15 protein-coding genes are annotated in these 15,929 nt (G+C 58.0%); 10 read left to right on the forward strand and 5 right to left on the reverse strand.

The window, feature by feature from the left end; all coding sequences use genetic code 11:
• Positions 1-130: 130 nt before the first annotated feature.
• From HV765_RS24165 to HV765_RS24200, 8 genes are all read left to right on the forward strand, one after another.
• Positions 131-622, forward strand: a complete 492-nt coding sequence (locus HV765_RS24165) for a hypothetical protein (protein ID WP_175171235.1) — start codon at positions 131-133, stop codon at positions 620-622.
• Positions 623-635: 13 nt separating this feature from the next.
• Entirely contained in the window at positions 636-866 is a 231-nt protein-coding gene (locus tag HV765_RS24170) for a hypothetical protein (RefSeq protein ID WP_175171236.1), read from the forward strand.
• Between the two features lie 19 nt (positions 867-885).
• Positions 886-1,308, forward strand: a complete 423-nt coding sequence (locus tag HV765_RS24175; RefSeq protein WP_175171237.1) for a thioredoxin domain-containing protein — start codon at positions 886-888, stop codon at positions 1,306-1,308.
• A gap of 69 nt (positions 1,309-1,377) precedes the next feature.
• Positions 1,378-1,527, forward strand: coding sequence for a hypothetical protein (locus tag HV765_RS24180; protein WP_175171238.1), 150 nt, complete (start codon positions 1,378-1,380; stop codon positions 1,525-1,527).
• Positions 1,528-1,555: 28 nt separating this feature from the next.
• On the forward strand, positions 1,556-3,541 hold the full coding sequence (locus HV765_RS24185) for a ParB/RepB/Spo0J family partition protein (protein ID WP_175171239.1): 1,986 nt from the start codon (positions 1,556-1,558) through the stop codon (positions 3,539-3,541).
• Between the two features lie 165 nt (positions 3,542-3,706).
• Positions 3,707-4,072 carry a type II toxin-antitoxin system RelE/ParE family toxin gene (locus HV765_RS24190; protein ID WP_175171240.1) on the forward strand — a complete coding sequence of 122 codons (366 nt, stop codon included), beginning with the start codon at positions 3,707-3,709 and terminating at the stop codon, positions 4,070-4,072.
• Positions 4,065-4,415, forward strand: coding sequence for an XRE family transcriptional regulator (locus HV765_RS24195; RefSeq protein WP_175171241.1), 351 nt, complete (start codon positions 4,065-4,067; stop codon positions 4,413-4,415). Before HV765_RS24190 ends, HV765_RS24195 begins: the two co-directional genes overlap by 8 nt.
• Entirely contained in the window at positions 4,412-4,708 is a 297-nt protein-coding gene (locus HV765_RS24200; RefSeq protein ID WP_175171242.1) for a HigA family addiction module antitoxin, read from the forward strand. The genes HV765_RS24195 and HV765_RS24200 overlap by 4 nt, the downstream gene beginning before the upstream one ends.
• Positions 4,709-5,513: 805 nt before the next feature.
• On the opposite strand, the gene HV765_RS24205 is transcribed toward HV765_RS24200, so the two are convergent.
• Positions 5,514-6,629, reverse strand: a complete 1,116-nt coding sequence (locus tag HV765_RS24205) for a DNA cytosine methyltransferase (RefSeq protein WP_175171243.1) — start codon at positions 6,627-6,629, stop codon at positions 5,514-5,516.
• A 350-nt stretch (positions 6,630-6,979) separates the two neighbouring features.
• Here HV765_RS24205 and HV765_RS24210 point away from each other — a divergent pair, with 350 nt between their 5' ends.
• Both HV765_RS24210 and HV765_RS24215 read left to right on the forward strand, forming a co-directional pair.
• The gene (locus tag HV765_RS24210) at positions 6,980-8,437 is read left to right on the forward strand and encodes an ATP-binding protein (protein WP_175171244.1); all 1,458 of its coding nucleotides are present in this window, start codon (positions 6,980-6,982) and stop codon (positions 8,435-8,437) included.
• Entirely contained in the window at positions 8,434-9,426 is a 993-nt protein-coding gene (locus tag HV765_RS24215) for an O-methyltransferase (protein WP_175171245.1), read from the forward strand. Before HV765_RS24210 ends, HV765_RS24215 begins: the two co-directional genes overlap by 4 nt.
• Positions 9,427-9,505: 79 nt before the next feature.
• Here the strand turns inward: HV765_RS24215 and mobF are convergent, their stop codons facing one another.
• The 4 genes from mobF to stbB form a co-directional block, all read right to left on the reverse strand.
• Positions 9,506-12,412: a MobF family relaxase gene (mobF, locus tag HV765_RS24220; RefSeq protein WP_175171246.1), complete on the reverse strand. Its 2,907-nt coding sequence runs from the start codon at positions 12,410-12,412 to the stop codon at positions 9,506-9,508.
• Between the two features lie 56 nt (positions 12,413-12,468).
• A complete protein-coding gene (locus HV765_RS24225; protein ID WP_175171247.1) occupies positions 12,469-14,097 on the reverse strand; it encodes a type IV secretion system DNA-binding domain-containing protein in 1,629 nt (542 codons plus the stop codon).
• Positions 14,098-14,175: 78 nt separating this feature from the next.
• Entirely contained in the window at positions 14,176-14,583 is a 408-nt protein-coding gene (locus tag HV765_RS24230; protein WP_175171248.1) for a hypothetical protein, read from the reverse strand.
• An 8-nt stretch (positions 14,584-14,591) separates the two neighbouring features.
• Positions 14,592-15,299: a StbB family protein gene (gene stbB / locus HV765_RS24235; RefSeq protein ID WP_175171249.1), complete on the reverse strand. Its 708-nt coding sequence runs from the start codon at positions 15,297-15,299 to the stop codon at positions 14,592-14,594.
• Positions 15,300-15,929: the final 630 nt, after the last annotated feature.

Consider the following 15,929-nt stretch of genomic DNA (forward strand, 5'->3'; position numbering starts at 1 on the left):
GCCCTAGAAACGCCGACTGTATCACTGCGTTCGTCCCTCCAAGGGGTTCGCTTCGCCAGGTACTCACCCGGTCCTTGCGCTGAGCGCAAGGCTGCGGCTTCCGTTCCTGCCCCTTTCCGCTCCTCTCTCCATGATCCAGATCGGCACGGGCTCGGCGACTAACAGGACTGGCGGCAAACACCACGAAGACAAAGTCCAGCGATTCCAGCCGTTCACGATCGGGCTAACGATCTTCAGGCCCGGTCAGCACTTCAAAACAATCTTTGATGCAGAGGAAATAGCCATGGCAAACACTGTACAGATAACTGCAACGCCGAAGCCCTTCGTTGTGTTCCTTCGCGGCTTGGATGCCCGAGTGGCTCGTACTAAGGCCACCGGAATGTTCGACGATGAAAGTCGCTACATGGAGCTTGGCTACTCGCAAATGCTTGCTCACGTTCAGGGCCGGGAAGACTTTTCCCGTGGCCGTGACGCCGAAAACGTACCGCCGCTGCTGGCGGATGTTGCCGAACTGGCAAGCGCATGGGTGGACGGCTGGAACGCCGCAGAGGAATCCATAGCCATGGCCGAATGTTCGTGCTGCTACGACGGCTTCGGCAATCCTTGCCCGCACCACGGCTGAGTGCGGAGCCGAGATGCTTATCAAGTACGTAACGGACCAGATGGAAGGCGAGCCGGATATTTTGGCCGCGCTGCGCCACCGGACTTTGCTCCTGCGTGGCCTGGATGGGTTGACCCTGCACGTCCAACAGGCACCGACCCAGGGCTGGACACATGAGGGGCTTTGCGATGTGCAACCTGAATCGGCCGTGATCGGCTGCGATGCGTTTCTGGGAACGTCCTGGATCGGTTCAACCGAAGTCTAGTCAAACAAGGAAATCCACCATGTCTTGCGGCGTCGTTCTGTACACCCACCTTGCTTGCGCCCAGTGCGAGCTTTCTAAAGATGATCTTGCCGCACGCGGCATCGAGTTCACCGAACGCAGCGCCGCCGACTTTGCGCAGGCGCTCGCGGAAAAAGGCTATGACACCGCGCCGGTCTTGGCCGTCGCCATCGAAAACGAGTTGGTCGCCTGGACAGGCCACCGTCCCGACATGATCGAACTGCTGGCCGACTTGTTGGACACCGGCCCGGTCGCTGCGGACGGCCTGCGCGAAAGTGACGCGGCAGAGGAAGCCGTGTTGACCCGGCTTCAGGTGATGCACGAGATACGTGATCACCAACTGAGCGCCGAAGACTTTTTCACCGACAACGGGAACCACCCGCTATATCGCGGGCGCGACCTGCTGAACTGGCTGGGCTATTAAGTAAAAGGCCCCTGTCGGCTGCAACCGACAAGGGCCATCACCCGCAACCCTCGGACTAGGAGAATCGTGATGAACCACGACTTTATCAGATTGGCGAACGACATGCGCCGCGCTCACTTGCTGGGCCTGGGCTTTCGCATTCCCGCGATGACCATGCGACAACTCACCGTCCTAATCGCCGCGCTGGACGAGCCTGCCGCCGCGCCGCAACTGCACTGATCCCGATACTGACCTGGAGTACATACCTATGAAACTCGATTCCAACGAACTCGCCGCCGTCCACGCTGCCGCAATTCGCATGGACATTCCCCATTCGCAACTGCGCCTCAGCGACACGTATCAGGCTCGTGGCGTACAAGACCGCAAGCACGATCCTGAACTCCTGCAATTGAAGGCAACGATTCGGGCCATGGGCGGGCTGTTGCAAAACCTGGTTGTCGTCGCCGCGCCGGACGGTTCCTACGAAGTATGCGCGGGCGGGCGGCGTTGGACGGCCCTCGGCCTGCTGATCGAAGACGGAGTTTTCCCTGCCGACTACCCGGTCGCTTGCCTCGTGATTCCGGCCGCTTACGCTTACCACGCCAGCCTGATCGAAAACATCGGGCGCAAGGCGATGCACCCGGCAGACGTGTATGCGGGGTATGCGCAACTGCGCGCCGATAACTGGACGGTAGAGGCTATCGCGGCGGCTCATGGCGCGACCGAATCGGCAGTGAAGAAGCTGCTTGCGCTGGGCAGCGTTTCCCCCGCGTTGATGCAGCTTTATCGCGACGGCAAGATGGAATTGGTGGATATGCAAGCGCTGGCTTCCGTCGCAGACCATGCCCGCCAAGAAGCCGCATGGAAGTCGGCAAACGGGCAATACTGGAACCGGCCTCACTACATCCGGAGTCTGTTGGGGGAATCCGAAATCCGCAGCGACTCGGCCGCTGCCCGCTACGTGACGGTCGCGGCCTACGAGAAGGCGGGCGGGGACGTCCGCCGTGATCTTTTCGAAGACGACGTGTATCTGACCGACTCGGAAATGGTTCGCTCGATGGTTAAGGCGAAGATGCAACGGTCCAAGCGCAATAAGGCAATTGAGGCAGAAGGCTGGCTCTGGGTGGATTATCAAGTGTCGTTCACGGACCAGGACAAAAATAATTTTGGAGAGATCGCACGCGCGCGTCGTGAGCCGACCAAAGACGAGGCGAAGTCGATGAAGGCGCTGCAATCCAAGTTGGAAAAGGTTGGCGAGAGCCTTGGTGAGTTGGAACAGGACGATGATCGCGACGACGACAAGTACTGCCAGTTGATCGACGAGCATGAACGGCTTCAAGAGCAAATCCAAGCGCTCCGCGACTCATTCGCGGATTACCCCTCCGACCTCAAAGCCCTGGCTGGCGCGGTCCTGCACCTGACTTATCAAGGTGAGCTGACCGTTACCCGTGGCCTGATCCGCCAGGATGAACGCGAGGCGGTGGCGCAAATCGTGCGCAGCAAAGCAGGAGAGGGTGACACGATGGCGGGCGTGGACTTGCCCCCCGTCAAAACACGGCCCGTCCATTCTGAAGCGTTGACCACTCGCCTTCACGCGCAGCGCGTGATAGCCATTCAAGCTGAAGTCATGGCGCGTCCTACGCTGGCGCTTTGCCTGCTTATCGAACAGATGCTGGGCGATTTTGAATTCAACCGGCGTCCCGGCAGCGGCGACACTTTCGATTTTTCGTTGCGGCCCGCGCATCACGATCTGGCGAATACCGACCCGGACATCAAGGCCAGTCCGGCGTGGGCAGCGGTGCAGGAGCATATCGAAGCCGCGACGAAGGGTGTGCCCGAGGACGGCGCAGCCGTGCTGCCCTGGCTGCTCGAAAAATCGCACGCCGATTTGATTTCATTGTTGGCAGTACTGGCCAGCGTTTCGATCTACCGCCATCGCAGCCATGCATACGGATCGGAAACGAAGCACCTGGACCGCCTGGGAGAAATGGTAAGCCTGGACATGAGCAGTTGGTGGAAGCCCACGGCGCAGTCCTACCTCGCCCACGTGTCCAAGGACCGAATCGCAGCAGTGGTCACGGAAGCGGTCGATGCCGAGCAGGCGAAGCCGCTGCTTGCGATGAAAAAGGCGCAGGCCGCCACCGCTGCCGAGCAATTGCTGGAAGGGAAGGGCTGGGTGCCTGAACTGATGCGCGCCCAACCCCTTCAGGTCGCACTGGCCGTGGAACACCCGATGGGGGAAATGGAGGAATAAGGAGCATGTCCGCAGGGGCCGCGCGACGGCCCCTGGCCCAGAACGCGAGCCGACGGGCGTTCCGGTCCGTGGGTCGTCTGCGACACGGCGAAAACAACGGAATATTCCCTTGATGGAATATTCCGTGCAGGTTATAATTTTTCAAACAGCAACGGCGGGGAACTGATGGTTTGGGAAGTTGAGTTCACGGATGAGTTCGAAGACTGGTGGAACAGCTTGTCCGTCAGCGAACAGGAATCAGTGGCCGCCACGGTTGGGCTGCTAAAAAAACGGGGCACGTCGTTGGGCTTTCCGCATTCGAGTGGAATCAACGGCTCAAAACACGAACACATGCGTGAGCTTAGAACGCAGGCGGGCGGGCATCCTCTGCGTACCCTGTACGCGTTTGACCCCAGGAGGACCGCCATTTTGCTGATAGGCGGTGACAAAACGGGGAATGACCGCTGGTATGAAGAGTTCGTGCCGCGAGCCGACATGCTTTACGACGATCATTTGGAACAATTGCGAAAGGAAGGGCAGATCAATGGCTAAGAAATTTGCAGCGCTCCGAGCGGCCATGTCGCCGGAATCTCAGCTTCGCGCCAAGGCTGCTACGGAAGAGATGCTCCGGGACATGCCGCTACAGGAATTGCGTCAGGCCCGTGGTCTGTCGCAAAAGGTCCTGGCCGACATATTGCACGTACAGCAGCCGTCCATCGCCAAGATGGAGAAGCGGACGGACATGTACATTTCGACGCTGCGCAGCCACATCGAGGCGATGGGTGGCCAGCTTGAAGTTGTCGCCCGGTTCCCGGACGGGTCCGTGCGGATCAGCAACTTTTCCGACCTGTCGGACAAGATCGGTGGGGCAGAGCTAGTGGAAGCTAGACCATGACCATGCACCGCCCGCCGCACCCCGGGGAAATTCTCCGGGAGGACGTAATTGCCCCCTTGGGGCTATCTGTGACCGAGGCTGCTGAACGGCTGGCCATGTCGCGGGTGGCACTTTCCCGGGTACTCAATGGCAAGGCTGGTGTCCGCCCAGATCTGGCTGTCCGGCTTGAGCATGCTGGGGTCAGTACCGCACAGGCCTGGGTGGCAATGCAGGCCAACTATGATTTATGGCAGGCGCTACAGCATGAGCAGCCGCCTGTTCGGCCGTTGGCCTCAACGGCAGCATCGCACTGACCTAAACCATCCGCCAAAGCAAAAGGCCGCCCTAGGGCGGCCTTTTGCTTTGGATGTACCAACGGGTTTGGTATGGGGCGGCCTATCCCACCGGCTGCGCCGGCGGGGCCGTCCTGCGGACTTCGTGAGCGTCCCCCGGACGCTCACAGGTGCCCTTAAGGCCCCCGCCGCCAGGCGGCGGCGGGTCCCTTAAAGCCACCACACAGGACGCACCCTCCGGGTGGGTTTATCTCTTTGATTTTTGTGGGTTTTCTTGCGAGAGAGCTTTTTTCTTTTGTCTGACAACGAAATCGCTGCGATAGGCCAAAGCCCCGCGCCATATGGCTCAAAAACCGGTGCGCGCGTATACAAAATGGGTGTGAGAGGCAGGCCGCAGGACTAATCGGACCCAACCGTGACCCAACCGTGACCCAACCGGGACCCAACCGGGACGCAACCGGGACGCAACCGGGACGCAACCGGGACATGACCGTGCCACATCCTGGATATGACCGAGCCATTACCGTGCCAAATCGACGGTGCAACCATGGCCCTCACTGGAGGATAGGCCGGAAGCATGATGGACCGAACGGGCGAAACACGGACGATGGGGCGACGGGCAATGATCTGTTGTTGCCAAAATCACGGCTGGGCGTGAAACCCTGCATTCATCCATTGGTGCCTGTGCATCGGGCTGCTTCCAATTCTTCGAGAGATGAACACACCAGTGGCCAGGACTAACGAATGCCTTGAGCACCCCATTTTTCACGCTCGCAATTCTTTCCGACCCGGAAGAAAGGTAACGATCACCCGTCAAACCTTCCGCTTACAGCAGAAACTGGCGAAGCGGCGTCAGGATCCGTTCGGCCACGATCGGTGACACGCTGTTGCCAATTTGGCGGAAACTGTGCCACTTGGTAGGGTCGAATACGAACCAGTCTGGAAAGCCTTGAAGTCTTGCGGCCTCCCGCGGCGTTATCACCCTCGGCGCACTGAAGTGGATAGGCCTCACCGCTTGATACGATCCTTTGTCGGAACCGGTCCCCGCACGTAGCGTCGGGCAAAAGCCGTTTGGATCCAAACGGCGTGACCTAGTGGCCGCATCCATCTGGCCATACTTAAGAGCTCGGTAACGGCGCCGCAGTTCGTCGCTATGGCGTGTCCCTAGGCAGCCCGATACTTGGCCTTTTTCGAAGTAGCGTTCAAGGAGCTGTGGGTCGCCTACCCCTTGCGGCACGCAGTTGGTAATACGATCGGCTAAAAATTCTCCGCCGCATGTCGTAGCAGACCTCCAGCCGAGTTCTTCAGTCTGCCAGCGGGAATCGATGCGTAGAGGAAGACCTTGAAGGGCGAGCGAAACGATAGCCTGTTCGATATGCGTAGGAGGAGCAAAGTGCTCCGCGGTCAACTCTACACTGAAGCGATTTGGCTGATAGCCGATGAAAAAAATTCGCTTTCGGGTCGTCGGCGCTCCGTAGAGATTCGCCTGAACCTCGATCGGATCTAGGACGCAATAGTTACCGGGCACGTTGCGAAGCGCTTGCGCCCGGATGTCGTCATTGCGCTCCGCTAGGATGCCAGGCACGTTTTCAGCAACGAAGAACGCCGGGCGCATTTGGCTGACCAATCGGAAGAAATCCGAGAACAGCCCGTTACGCGCATCTCCGGCGTCTTTGTTTCCAATGCTGCTGAAACCCTGACACGGTGGCCCGCCGATCAAGCCGTCCAGCTCTCCCGCTTGAATCCCACTGAGAGCAAGGAGGCTTGGCCCGTCAAGTGTGGATACGTCTTGAGCGATGTGCACAGTCGTGGGAAAGTTGCGCTTGTGCGTTGCCATTGCCTGCTTATCAAGTTCCACTGCGGCACGGACTTCAAAGCCAGCTCGAAAGGCTCCGAGGCTCAATCCCCCGGCTCCTGCAAAAAGATCAATTAAATTGGGCATCTCGTCTCGCGCTCCTCATTACTGGGCGCGATTCTATAGAAAAGGCGACTAATCGTCGACCGCAAAACCGTCATTTCTCCCATGACGAATAGCCGAAGCATCGATCGGGCCCGCCCCACTGTTTGCACTCAATCTGCGAAGCATCCAGAGGCGGATCTGTGCCCTGGGAGACGGATCCGCAGTCATCGCGGCACAGCGTATCTTGATGGGCTGTAGCAATAAGCTACACTTTAAAGTGCGGACGTTCGATCGGCTGTTGCCAGTCAGCGTTACAGCATCCAAGCGGACTTGGGTAGGCGATAAAGAAAGAACCTGGAACGACACCACAACAATGCATGAGAGGGAACGCCATGGTCACCGCAAGTAAGAGAAGTGCCGGCGCTTCGAAGAGTACACCAGTTGTTGTAAAGAACGACGTGGATGTGACGCCGCCGAAGCGCTTCTTTGTCGAGATGCTCACTCGCGATATCGAGCTAGAGGATGCGATATTGGATCTTCTGGACAACTGCGTCGACGGCGCTGTTCGGGTCAATGCGAACAAGCGCAAGCAGCCTGCTGCGGAACATGCATATAAGGACTTCTGGGCCGAAATCGAACTAAATGAAAAGCGGTTTTCCATTAAGGATAATTGCGGTGGTATTCCGTTCGACGTTGCGCGGGATTACGCATTCAAGTTCGGAAGGCCGCGCGGTGACATCGATGAACACGTCCAGACGGTGGGTGTCTACGGAATCGGTATGAAACGGGCACTGTTCAAGCTTGGACAGGATAGTAAAGTCTTTAGCCGGAGCCCTAGTGGCGAATTCATGGTGCACATTGATAGGGCATGGATTCAGAACGATAAATGGAACATCAACCTCGGTGTAAGTAAGGCCGGCGTATTGAAAGATGACGGGGTCAAGATTGAAGTAACAGATTTGCACCCTGGAATAGCTAGTCGATTTGACGGTTCTGCCAGTGCTTTTGAGGGCGACCTAATTGAAAAGATACGTAACCATTATGCGTATATCATTCAAAAGGGCTTCGCAGTCAAAGTTAATGGAACACTTGTCAAGCCAAATTTGATCCAAACACTTATAGACAGCAAACCAAAGAAAGGCGTTCCTTCTCTTGCTCCGTACCTATACGAAACAGAGGAAGACGGGGTGACAGTACGGTTAGCTATGGGTATGTATGCAGCATTTCCGACCGAGACTGAGCTCGGGGACTTCGTAGAAGGAAAACGAAGCAAGAATTCCGCCGGTTGGACGGTGATTTGCAATGACCGGGTGGTCTTGAGCCATGACACCACACATCGAACTGGATGGGGAGAAGCTGGCGTGCCTTCTTACCACAGCCAGTTTGTAATGCTTTCTGGAATTGTTGAATTCACCGGCAACGACGCTGCTAAACTGCCGGTCACAACAACCAAACGGGGCATTAACCTCGATTCACCTCTGTACGCCTCGGTCAAAGATGTGATGCGCGACGCCCTCAAGCACTTCACGACATTTACCAATCATTGGAAATCGGATACTGAAGAGCGCGGTGCATTGCAGCGGCACGCCGTTGCAATGGACATTCGGACGGCTGCCAAGCAAATTCCGTCCGCTAAGTGGCAGGAAGTGCGCAAAAATCTCAAGGGACGACGTTATGTGCCAGACCTGCCTAAGCCGAATACAGTCCGAACCCATGGACGCCTGAGTTTCGTGCGCCCACTAGAGTCAATCGAGACTGTCCGCGATTATCTTGAACTCTCTAATGACCAATCGATGTCCGATGTTGGCGCAGCGGCTTTCGACTGGGTTGAGGACCAGGCTAAAGCATGAGCGGCACTGATATCGCCTACCACTTGAGGCCGAACAAGGCCATTGATCGCAACCTCTTCATAATGCTTTTGGAGCGCGTGGGACGAGTTCGAAATATTTCGAATTATGAATACATCGGCTTCGGTGGCCCCATGCTGGAGGACTACAAGGCAATGCATGCTTCGCTTCGAATTACGCGAATGCATTCCATTGAGCGAGACGAGGACACTTTTAAGCGGCAGCGATTCAACAAGCCGGCTGGCTTCGTCAATTTGCACTTTAAAGATAGTGACGAGTTTTTCCGTACTCATGCCTACAGCGCCGCCGGGACCATCGTCTGGCTCGATTACGTCGACTGCCAACATAAGACACAGTTAGACGAGTTGGTTACGGTGGCTTCCAGTCTGGATTGCCACGACATCATTAAGATCACACTCAACGCCAACGTCAAGTATCTCGGATCGGAAGACAAGCCGACCCAGGACCGCGCAAGGCTTCGACTCGCTGAGTTCGTTCGTCGTATGGGGAATTACGCCCCGCCCGATTTGTCGCCTGCCGACATGCAGGGGAGGCGCTTTCCGCGAACTTTGCAAGCGTGCGTGAAACGCGCGCTTGGTAGCCTTCCGGCAGGACGGGGAGGGCGGTATTTTCAAATACTCTCGTCATTCCAGTACGCGGACGGACAGCCTATGCTGACCGTAACTGGAATTATCTTTAAAACGCCGGCACGAGCGGCATGCGCAGAGTTCAAACGACTATCTAGAATACAGAGTTGGCCGTTCACAAACCTCGACTGGGCTGAGCCGCGGCCTATCTCCGTGCCGGCACTTACCGCTAAAGAGCGAATGCGCCTAGACGAGGTTTTGCCATTTGAGAGAGGATCGGACTCGCAGTGGCAGGCAAGGCTTGAGCGTCATTTGGGATACAAGCCAGGGGGCACCTCGGAATCTCTTGCACACTATGCTAGGTATTATCGCACCTACCCACATTTTTCACGCATAGTCCTCTAAATTTGGGAGCATCAACTTCACTGTTCGATATGACTCCCCAGGTTGGCTAGGGCCGGCGAAAATCGCCCACGTCGGCGACCTATCGTTGGAGTGCGCTATCTGTCACTTCCTTTTCTTCGGAGTTGGCAACCATTCGTGATGGCGTATTCTTGAGACGCCATGGTCGCGACGCCTCAAGGCCGATATCGAGAGCGGCCGTCTTCTCCTCCAGCCGGTTCACTGCACCGGACAGCTTGGCGGCGTTCTCGGTATAAATTTCTGTGTGATACCGTGCCCGGGAAATTGCCACGTAATAGACGTCCCGCTGCGTGGTGCGGCTGAAACTCTCAGAGTTGATCAGCGCGCGATCGCACGTCAGCCCCTGCGCGCTGTGGCTCGTGGACGCGTAGGCACGGTCCAGATGCAACGGTGCTGTTGCCGCGTCCATCACGATTCGTCGCTTGCCGCCGCCGATGGTGACCGTTGTTGGCGTGACGGCGAGCACCTCAAACCGATCACCGTTGGCCAAATCGAGAGCCGCGTTGTGCCTCGTCGCCCGAACCCAATCGCCAGCGGATAATTCTGCCTTGACTGGTTCGTAGACTGATAACTTGGCGGCGCGCGCTGGATTGAAGGTGGTCCGGACCTTACTTTCCATATGCTCTACAACTAGGTCATTGGGCTTTCCGGCAAGCGTGCCTATGACGCGGTACATCTCGCCCTGGCGCAAATTCCCGGTTTTGTAGTCTCGCTCCGGCTGCACGATATCCCCAACGATGAAGTACTTGGCGACCCGCCGTTCTGCCTGCGTAGTGTCGCGTCGGGTGAGCATCTTGAATTCAAAGCCGCGGCCGCCCAATCCTAGCGCCTGGTGAGTTGCCTCGTTCAAAGCGTTGCGCGAATCATTGGTGCCAGTCACGATGAGCGTTTCCCGCCGCTCGTCGTCGTTCAGCGTTGCGTATCGCGTCGCTATCGCGTCATATCGTTCGCCGTCGTCCTTGATGGTGTGCACGGCTTTCAGCTTCTGATCTAACACGCCAAGGGAGGCCGACGCCTGACCCTTTGCAGCTAGTTCCACCGCAGCCTTCAATTCAGGCGATTTCTGCCGAATGATGTCGCCCATTAGGGCTGTAGCCATGCCAGCGACCTGCAATTGGTGAAACGGGCGGCCAGCCTCGATGGCCTTGGTTTGGCCCGTGTCGCCCAGCATGACGATGCGTGCGTCGTCAGCCTCGGCCATTTTCATCAGGCGTTCCATGAGGCGGGCTGGGACCACGCCCGCCTCATCGATGACCAGGACGGTCTTCGGGTCGAGCTTGAAGCGGTCTTTCTGACGTGCCTCCAGAACAGACGCCACGGTCCTGGATTCCATTCCAAGTTCCCGCAAGGCCTCGATCTGCTTGCCGTAGGACGCCACGGCCTGGACCTTGAAGCCCGCTGCTTCAGCGGCCTCCTTGACCTCAGCCAGCATGTGCGACTTGCCGGTCCCCGCCAGGCCTTGGACGCCGATGAATCGGTGTGGCGTGCTGAGGATCAGATTGGCGGCCGCCAGCTGGCCTGGCTTCAGCGAGCGGCCAGCCATAGCGCCTTGGGCTGCTTGAATATCCAAGATTGGCGCGACCTGGTCACGCCCCTCGCGCTCGATCTGGAGGATTCGCTTTTCGCGCTCCCGTGCCACCTGTGTGGTGTACCGTGCGCCGGTCGGAACAAGCTCGCCGCGAGCAATTGAAATGCGGATTCTCTCTTCCGCATGTTTTTTTCTCATGCCACCGACGACGAGGGCGGCGACCAAGTCCGACCGTGATTCGCCGGCACCATCTTTGTCCTTCGCGTGCCGGTACTGAATCGTCCCAAGGATCAGATGGCCTTTATCAAGTGAGCGCTTGACGGCCGATTTGAGGTCGCCCAGCTTTATGCCCATGCCGTGCGAACGGTGCAGCGCGGTCTTGAGCATCTCTTTTCCGTCCATCACGGATTCGCGTTCGGTGTGGTGCTTGATCGCCCACCGAAGACACTCGTCGGCAATCAGAGCAGCCGCTTCCGGCGTCAATTCCTGACGGGGCGGCTTGCCGCTTTCCAATTCGGCTTCCTTTTCCAGTGGTTGCTTTACTCCATTGAAATCAATGCCGAGTTCAGTCGCCTGTCGTTCCCAGTCACGCTGAAGTTCTTCGCGAGAAATTTCGGGTGCCTTGTCCAGGCGAGTTTTGAGCGCGATAGTTTGCTTGAGCGCTCTGCTCGCAGATTCGCGCGTTTCACCCAATGCCGCCAGTTCGGCATTGATGTCCTGCGATCGCTTGGAGAACCCTTCGATGTGGTCCCGAGAGATATGCGCGAGTTCGAAGCTCTTGCCCTCGTAGCGAATTTGATGGCCGGACTTCTCCAGGCTGCTGGCCAGCTCGGCGTGATACACCGATTCCATCATGGACTTCAATCGATAAATTTCGTCGTTCGATATGGCGACCCAGCGGCCATCGGCGCGTTGGGTGAGGTTCATCAACAGTGCGTGGGTGTGCAGCTGGGGATCCGAATAGGCACCATCCGTTGGCCTGGCCGTCTCATGCCGGAACTTTGCGATCACCGCGTTGCCTGTGCGCTCAGTAGTCGTAATCCCCTTTTCAGTTTGGCGCGCGCGCAACAGCTCATGTTCTAGAAAATCCAGCGCCTTGGTGACGGCGTAATCATGGGCCTCGATTACCGAGGCATCCTTGCCGGCCAGCGCCTGGATGCTGACGCTCTTGGGCGGTGAAAACGTCATATCCAGTGCCGCACGCGCCTCAGCATCCAGCCTGATCGAGCGCGATAGTTCAACGTCGGGGCCGAAGTCACCGCGCAGCGCACGCAGAAATTCCTCCTGCTGTATGGCGCCGGTCAATCCGAGCGCGTCAGCGGCCTTGCCTTGCCACTGCGCAGCGGTTCCGTCACGACTGTAGTAGTCGTCTTTCTGGTCAGCATAGTAGTGCGACGCCTTTGTGGCTGCACTGCGATGGATAGATTTCAAAGAGATCATAAAACTCTCCAAAGGGACCAGGCCGTCGCTCGACGCGACGGCCTCGGGTGCAGCGGCTAGGCCGCTATTGTTGGATCTTCCGGCAGGTCAATTTCGCTCCACCGCTGCGGTTCGTTGGTGCCGGAGTGTGCGACGTCGTGCGCGTTCGCTCGCTTCGCTTCCACAAACGGTGCGTTGCGAACAGCAAAATTGACTGGCTCAAGCAGGAATTTCGAAATGGGCCGGTCGCCCGCGAACGCAATCCAGCCCGTGAGTTCAGGCAGGGTTTGGACCTGCGCCGCAGTGACTACGCGCTCGGTCGAGCGAACCATGCGCTCGCTTGTGTTTCGAGCGCTTCCCGGATTGCGGCTATCGGTGTACTCGGGGCGCGCAACCTCGTGTTCACCGAGTGATTTGGACATCACCTCGGCCGTTTCATAGTCAGTCTTCGAACCACCTAAAACGACCAAAGACCGAAAGCTCGCACGTAGCGTCTGCGCCATGTCTTTGCCGTAGATATGATCCAGTTGGGAGATTGATTGCAGGCCGGCGAGCGCGCGACCACCGTTCTTGCGCCCCTTGGTGAGGAAGTCTTCGAGAGTCGCCAGCTTTTCCAGGGAAGCCAGCTCATCCAGGACTAGCCACCACCGACGAGTGGCGTCTTCGGACATCGAGAGAAACGAAGAGCAGAAGACGTCGACCCAGGCCGAAAGCAAGGGCTTCATGGCGTGCTTCATGTCTTCCCGCCAGGTGATGTAGAGATTCCCCGTGTCACTGTCCATCCAGTCTCGGATGCTGAACTTCCCAGCTGGCATCGTCACGTGCTCGGCGAGGTACTTGGAAAGCACGAACCGCGCGCTCGTGAGTGCTTTGCTGGCCTCGGATGAGCCGGCAAACAGCGACTCGGCCAGGGTGCCGGATAAGAAGGCCCGCAGATCGTTGTCGGCGGCTACCGTCGTCCAGCGGAATAGCTCTTGCACTGATGGCGTGCCCAATTCGCTGAGCTTACGTGCACTTTCGCGTAGGAGAAGCCGACTATATTCGTTCCACTCCTCGGCGTTCGCGTCTTTGCCAAGCGGGACGATGGAAAGCGCAAGCCGCTTCCAGTCGTATTCGGCGCGCACTTCATTGAAGAACGACCAGCCCTCGGTGCGTGCGTCATAAGGATTCAACAGGACGTCGTTCGCGCGCCCGAACTTGCTGAAGAGGTCGCCGTTCGGATCAACGATTACCATTCTGTCGGCGCGCTTTTGAATTGAGTAGACGAGCTGCCGCAGAAGCACGGATTTACCCGTGCCAGTTGCGCCGTTGAGAAGAGTATGCAGGTTCTCGACAGACGTCGGCATGGGTACGCCAGCGATATCCACTTGCTGCTGCTCCCGCTCCGTGCACAACTTTTTCAGCTTTGCGACGGGTACAGCTTCGGTGCCGCGAATGTGAATCTTGTAGCCGGCCCCGTCGAACCCTGCCTTGGTCGACTGTCGTTTCAAAGCGAAGGCGAGGGCAAGGACAAGCGCCAGGCCAACTATGGGCGCGACGATGAGCGGAGTGTGATGCGGTGTGGCCAGCAGCCAGCGCGACAGCACCGTCCAAGTGATATGGTTGAACGGGATTCCAGTCATTACTTTGGCCGTGACAAGCCAAGCTGCGATCGGCAGTAGTAGCGCCGCGAACCGAAGTATTCGCCGGCGAGTGTCTGGTGCCATGAGTTTCCTTTTGCAGCGCACAAGCGCAAAATTGGCGCGGCCCGGTTCGGGATCGCGCCACGTGACAAGGGGATTGGCTTAGCGATAGAGAGCAATCGCGACTAACGTCGCACTGAAGGCGCCACCAACAAACGCACTCGCGGCGCAAAGCAAGCCAGTGCGCCAGGCGGCAGAGGGCAACGCGTTCGTGGCCATCCGGGAGGCAACCCGCAGGTCGCTTGTGGCCTTTGCGATAGTTCTGGAAGCCTCAAGCAAGGATCGGTTTGCGTGTTCTGCTGCCAAGCTCGCCGCGTCCATACCGGCCTGGCGGATCGACCCGGGTAGGGCTTGCATCGCCTGTTGAATTTCTGTCTGGCGTGAGGTGAGTTGCTCCATGCGAGTGAGGAGCTGATCGCTTTCCACGAGGATCTCGCGATAGAGAAATTCGACCCTGGTGCGCGCCGGGGCGGCACCGCTCTGCGGACCACTTTGCACGTCGGGTTGCATAGTGGCCCCTATGCAAAGACCGCTTCAAATGCCTTATCCAGCTGCCGATTGACCGGTCGGGCCAACGATTGAAGCGCGTGCATATCGCTCAGATGTCGGATGAGCTTGGCGTCGTTACGGTCTGCCTCGCGAAGCTCCTGGCGATAGTTGCGCTGGTCAGAAAGGATCTCCGTGATGGTCGTCCGCTTGTTCGCGAGCAGATCGAAGACTTCGTTCTCCAAAATGGCCGCTTCCGGGTTGGCCATGAAGGTGCCCGCCTTGTGCGCATATCCGAAGATGGCGGAGAACTCTTCCCGCACGTCTGCATCAACGCGGTTGAAAAGCACGCGAACGCGCTCGGACGGTACACCCATCTCGGCCAGCGCCTGGATGGTCTTGATCGTCTCCCGCTGCGCTTTTCCGGTCGCGACGACTGGAAGCACGTAGAAGTCGATTTCGAGATGCGCTTCGTCGTACTTAACCAGTTCGGCCAGGAAGTCTTCGATGTTGGAGGCGCCGACGTCGACGATGGCGGATTCGGCCATGAGCAGTTTGCGAAACAGGCGGCCGAAATGTTCGCCTCGCATCTGCTCGACGTCCAGGCCCAGATCCGCGGCGCTTTCATTGGTGGACTCCACCGCGATGATTTCCGCGCCGGGCATACGCGGGGCGAACACGTGGCTGGTAACGGTGGTTTTTCCGACGGAGCCGGAGTAATTCACGGTTGCGATTTTCATGGGGACTTCTCCTATTTTTGTCGGCCGAGATCGGCCAGTTCGTCAAGGTCAATGTGGTCTTGCGATTTGCGAAGCCGAACCAAATCGGCTTTGCTCGTAATGCGCTCAGCCTGGATGGCTTTGGGACTTGGAGTCAGCGGGCCGGCCGCCATGAGGTCGGCTGCTCCGGTTCTGCGATCTTCGATAGTTCGGGCGCCTCGCTTGCGCCAGCGGTAGCGAGCCTTGCGGAGGGATTCGGCGGTGAGCTCAATTCCGGATGCGCCCAGTTGACGCGTAATCTCTGCGTACGGAACGCCTTGTGTGAGCGCAGTGTCTATAGCCGGCATCAAGGACCGAAGGACAGCCCTTCGATGGCCGCCCGCTAGGCCCTTGATCTGATGAAATAGCCGCGCATGGACGGGGTCTGTGTCGGACATAAATGGGCCATGAGTGGGACGCTGGAAGCCCTCAGACTGAAGACGTCTTTGGGGAGGAGGGGGAGCCGCGCCCGGTAACGGGCGGGGGGGAACCTTTGTGGTTTGTGGTGGTTTAATTTTGGTGGACACCCAGATAGGTTGAACCTAGGAGGTGAGTCATGACCAAGATAAAACGGCGTGCCTTTACGGCGGAGTTCAAGCTCGAGGCGGTGCG

The sequence above is a fragment of the Achromobacter kerstersii genome, from assembly GCF_902859595.1.
Classification (GTDB): Bacteria; Pseudomonadota; Gammaproteobacteria; order Burkholderiales; family Burkholderiaceae_B; genus Achromobacter; species Achromobacter kerstersii.

Coding starts and splice junctions, on each gene's coding strand:
- HV765_RS24180 (WP_175171238.1), top strand. CDS start 1,378: ATGAACCACGACTTTATCAGATTGGCGAACGACATGCGCCGCGCTCAC.
- HV765_RS24190 (WP_175171240.1), top strand. CDS start 3,707: ATGGTTTGGGAAGTTGAGTTCACGGATGAGTTCGAAGACTGGTGGAAC.
- HV765_RS24195 (WP_175171241.1), top strand. CDS start 4,065: ATGGCTAAGAAATTTGCAGCGCTCCGAGCGGCCATGTCGCCGGAATCT.
- HV765_RS24185 (WP_175171239.1), top strand. CDS start 1,556: ATGAAACTCGATTCCAACGAACTCGCCGCCGTCCACGCTGCCGCAATT.
- HV765_RS24170 (WP_175171236.1), top strand. CDS start 636: ATGCTTATCAAGTACGTAACGGACCAGATGGAAGGCGAGCCGGATATT.
- HV765_RS24205 (WP_175171243.1), bottom strand. CDS start 6,629: ATGCCCAATTTAATTGATCTTTTTGCAGGAGCCGGGGGATTGAGCCTC.
- HV765_RS24230 (WP_175171248.1), bottom strand. CDS start 14,583: ATGCAACCCGACGTGCAAAGTGGTCCGCAGAGCGGTGCCGCCCCGGCG.
- HV765_RS24175 (WP_175171237.1), top strand. CDS start 886: ATGTCTTGCGGCGTCGTTCTGTACACCCACCTTGCTTGCGCCCAGTGC.
- mobF (WP_175171246.1), bottom strand. CDS start 12,412: ATGATCTCTTTGAAATCTATCCATCGCAGTGCAGCCACAAAGGCGTCG.
- HV765_RS24210 (WP_175171244.1), top strand. CDS start 6,980: ATGGTCACCGCAAGTAAGAGAAGTGCCGGCGCTTCGAAGAGTACACCA.
- HV765_RS24165 (WP_175171235.1), top strand. CDS start 131: ATGATCCAGATCGGCACGGGCTCGGCGACTAACAGGACTGGCGGCAAA.
- HV765_RS24200 (WP_175171242.1), top strand. CDS start 4,412: ATGACCATGCACCGCCCGCCGCACCCCGGGGAAATTCTCCGGGAGGAC.
- stbB (WP_175171249.1), bottom strand. CDS start 15,299: ATGAAAATCGCAACCGTGAATTACTCCGGCTCCGTCGGAAAAACCACC.
- HV765_RS24215 (WP_175171245.1), top strand. CDS start 8,434: ATGAGCGGCACTGATATCGCCTACCACTTGAGGCCGAACAAGGCCATT.
- HV765_RS24225 (WP_175171247.1), bottom strand. CDS start 14,097: ATGGCACCAGACACTCGCCGGCGAATACTTCGGTTCGCGGCGCTACTA.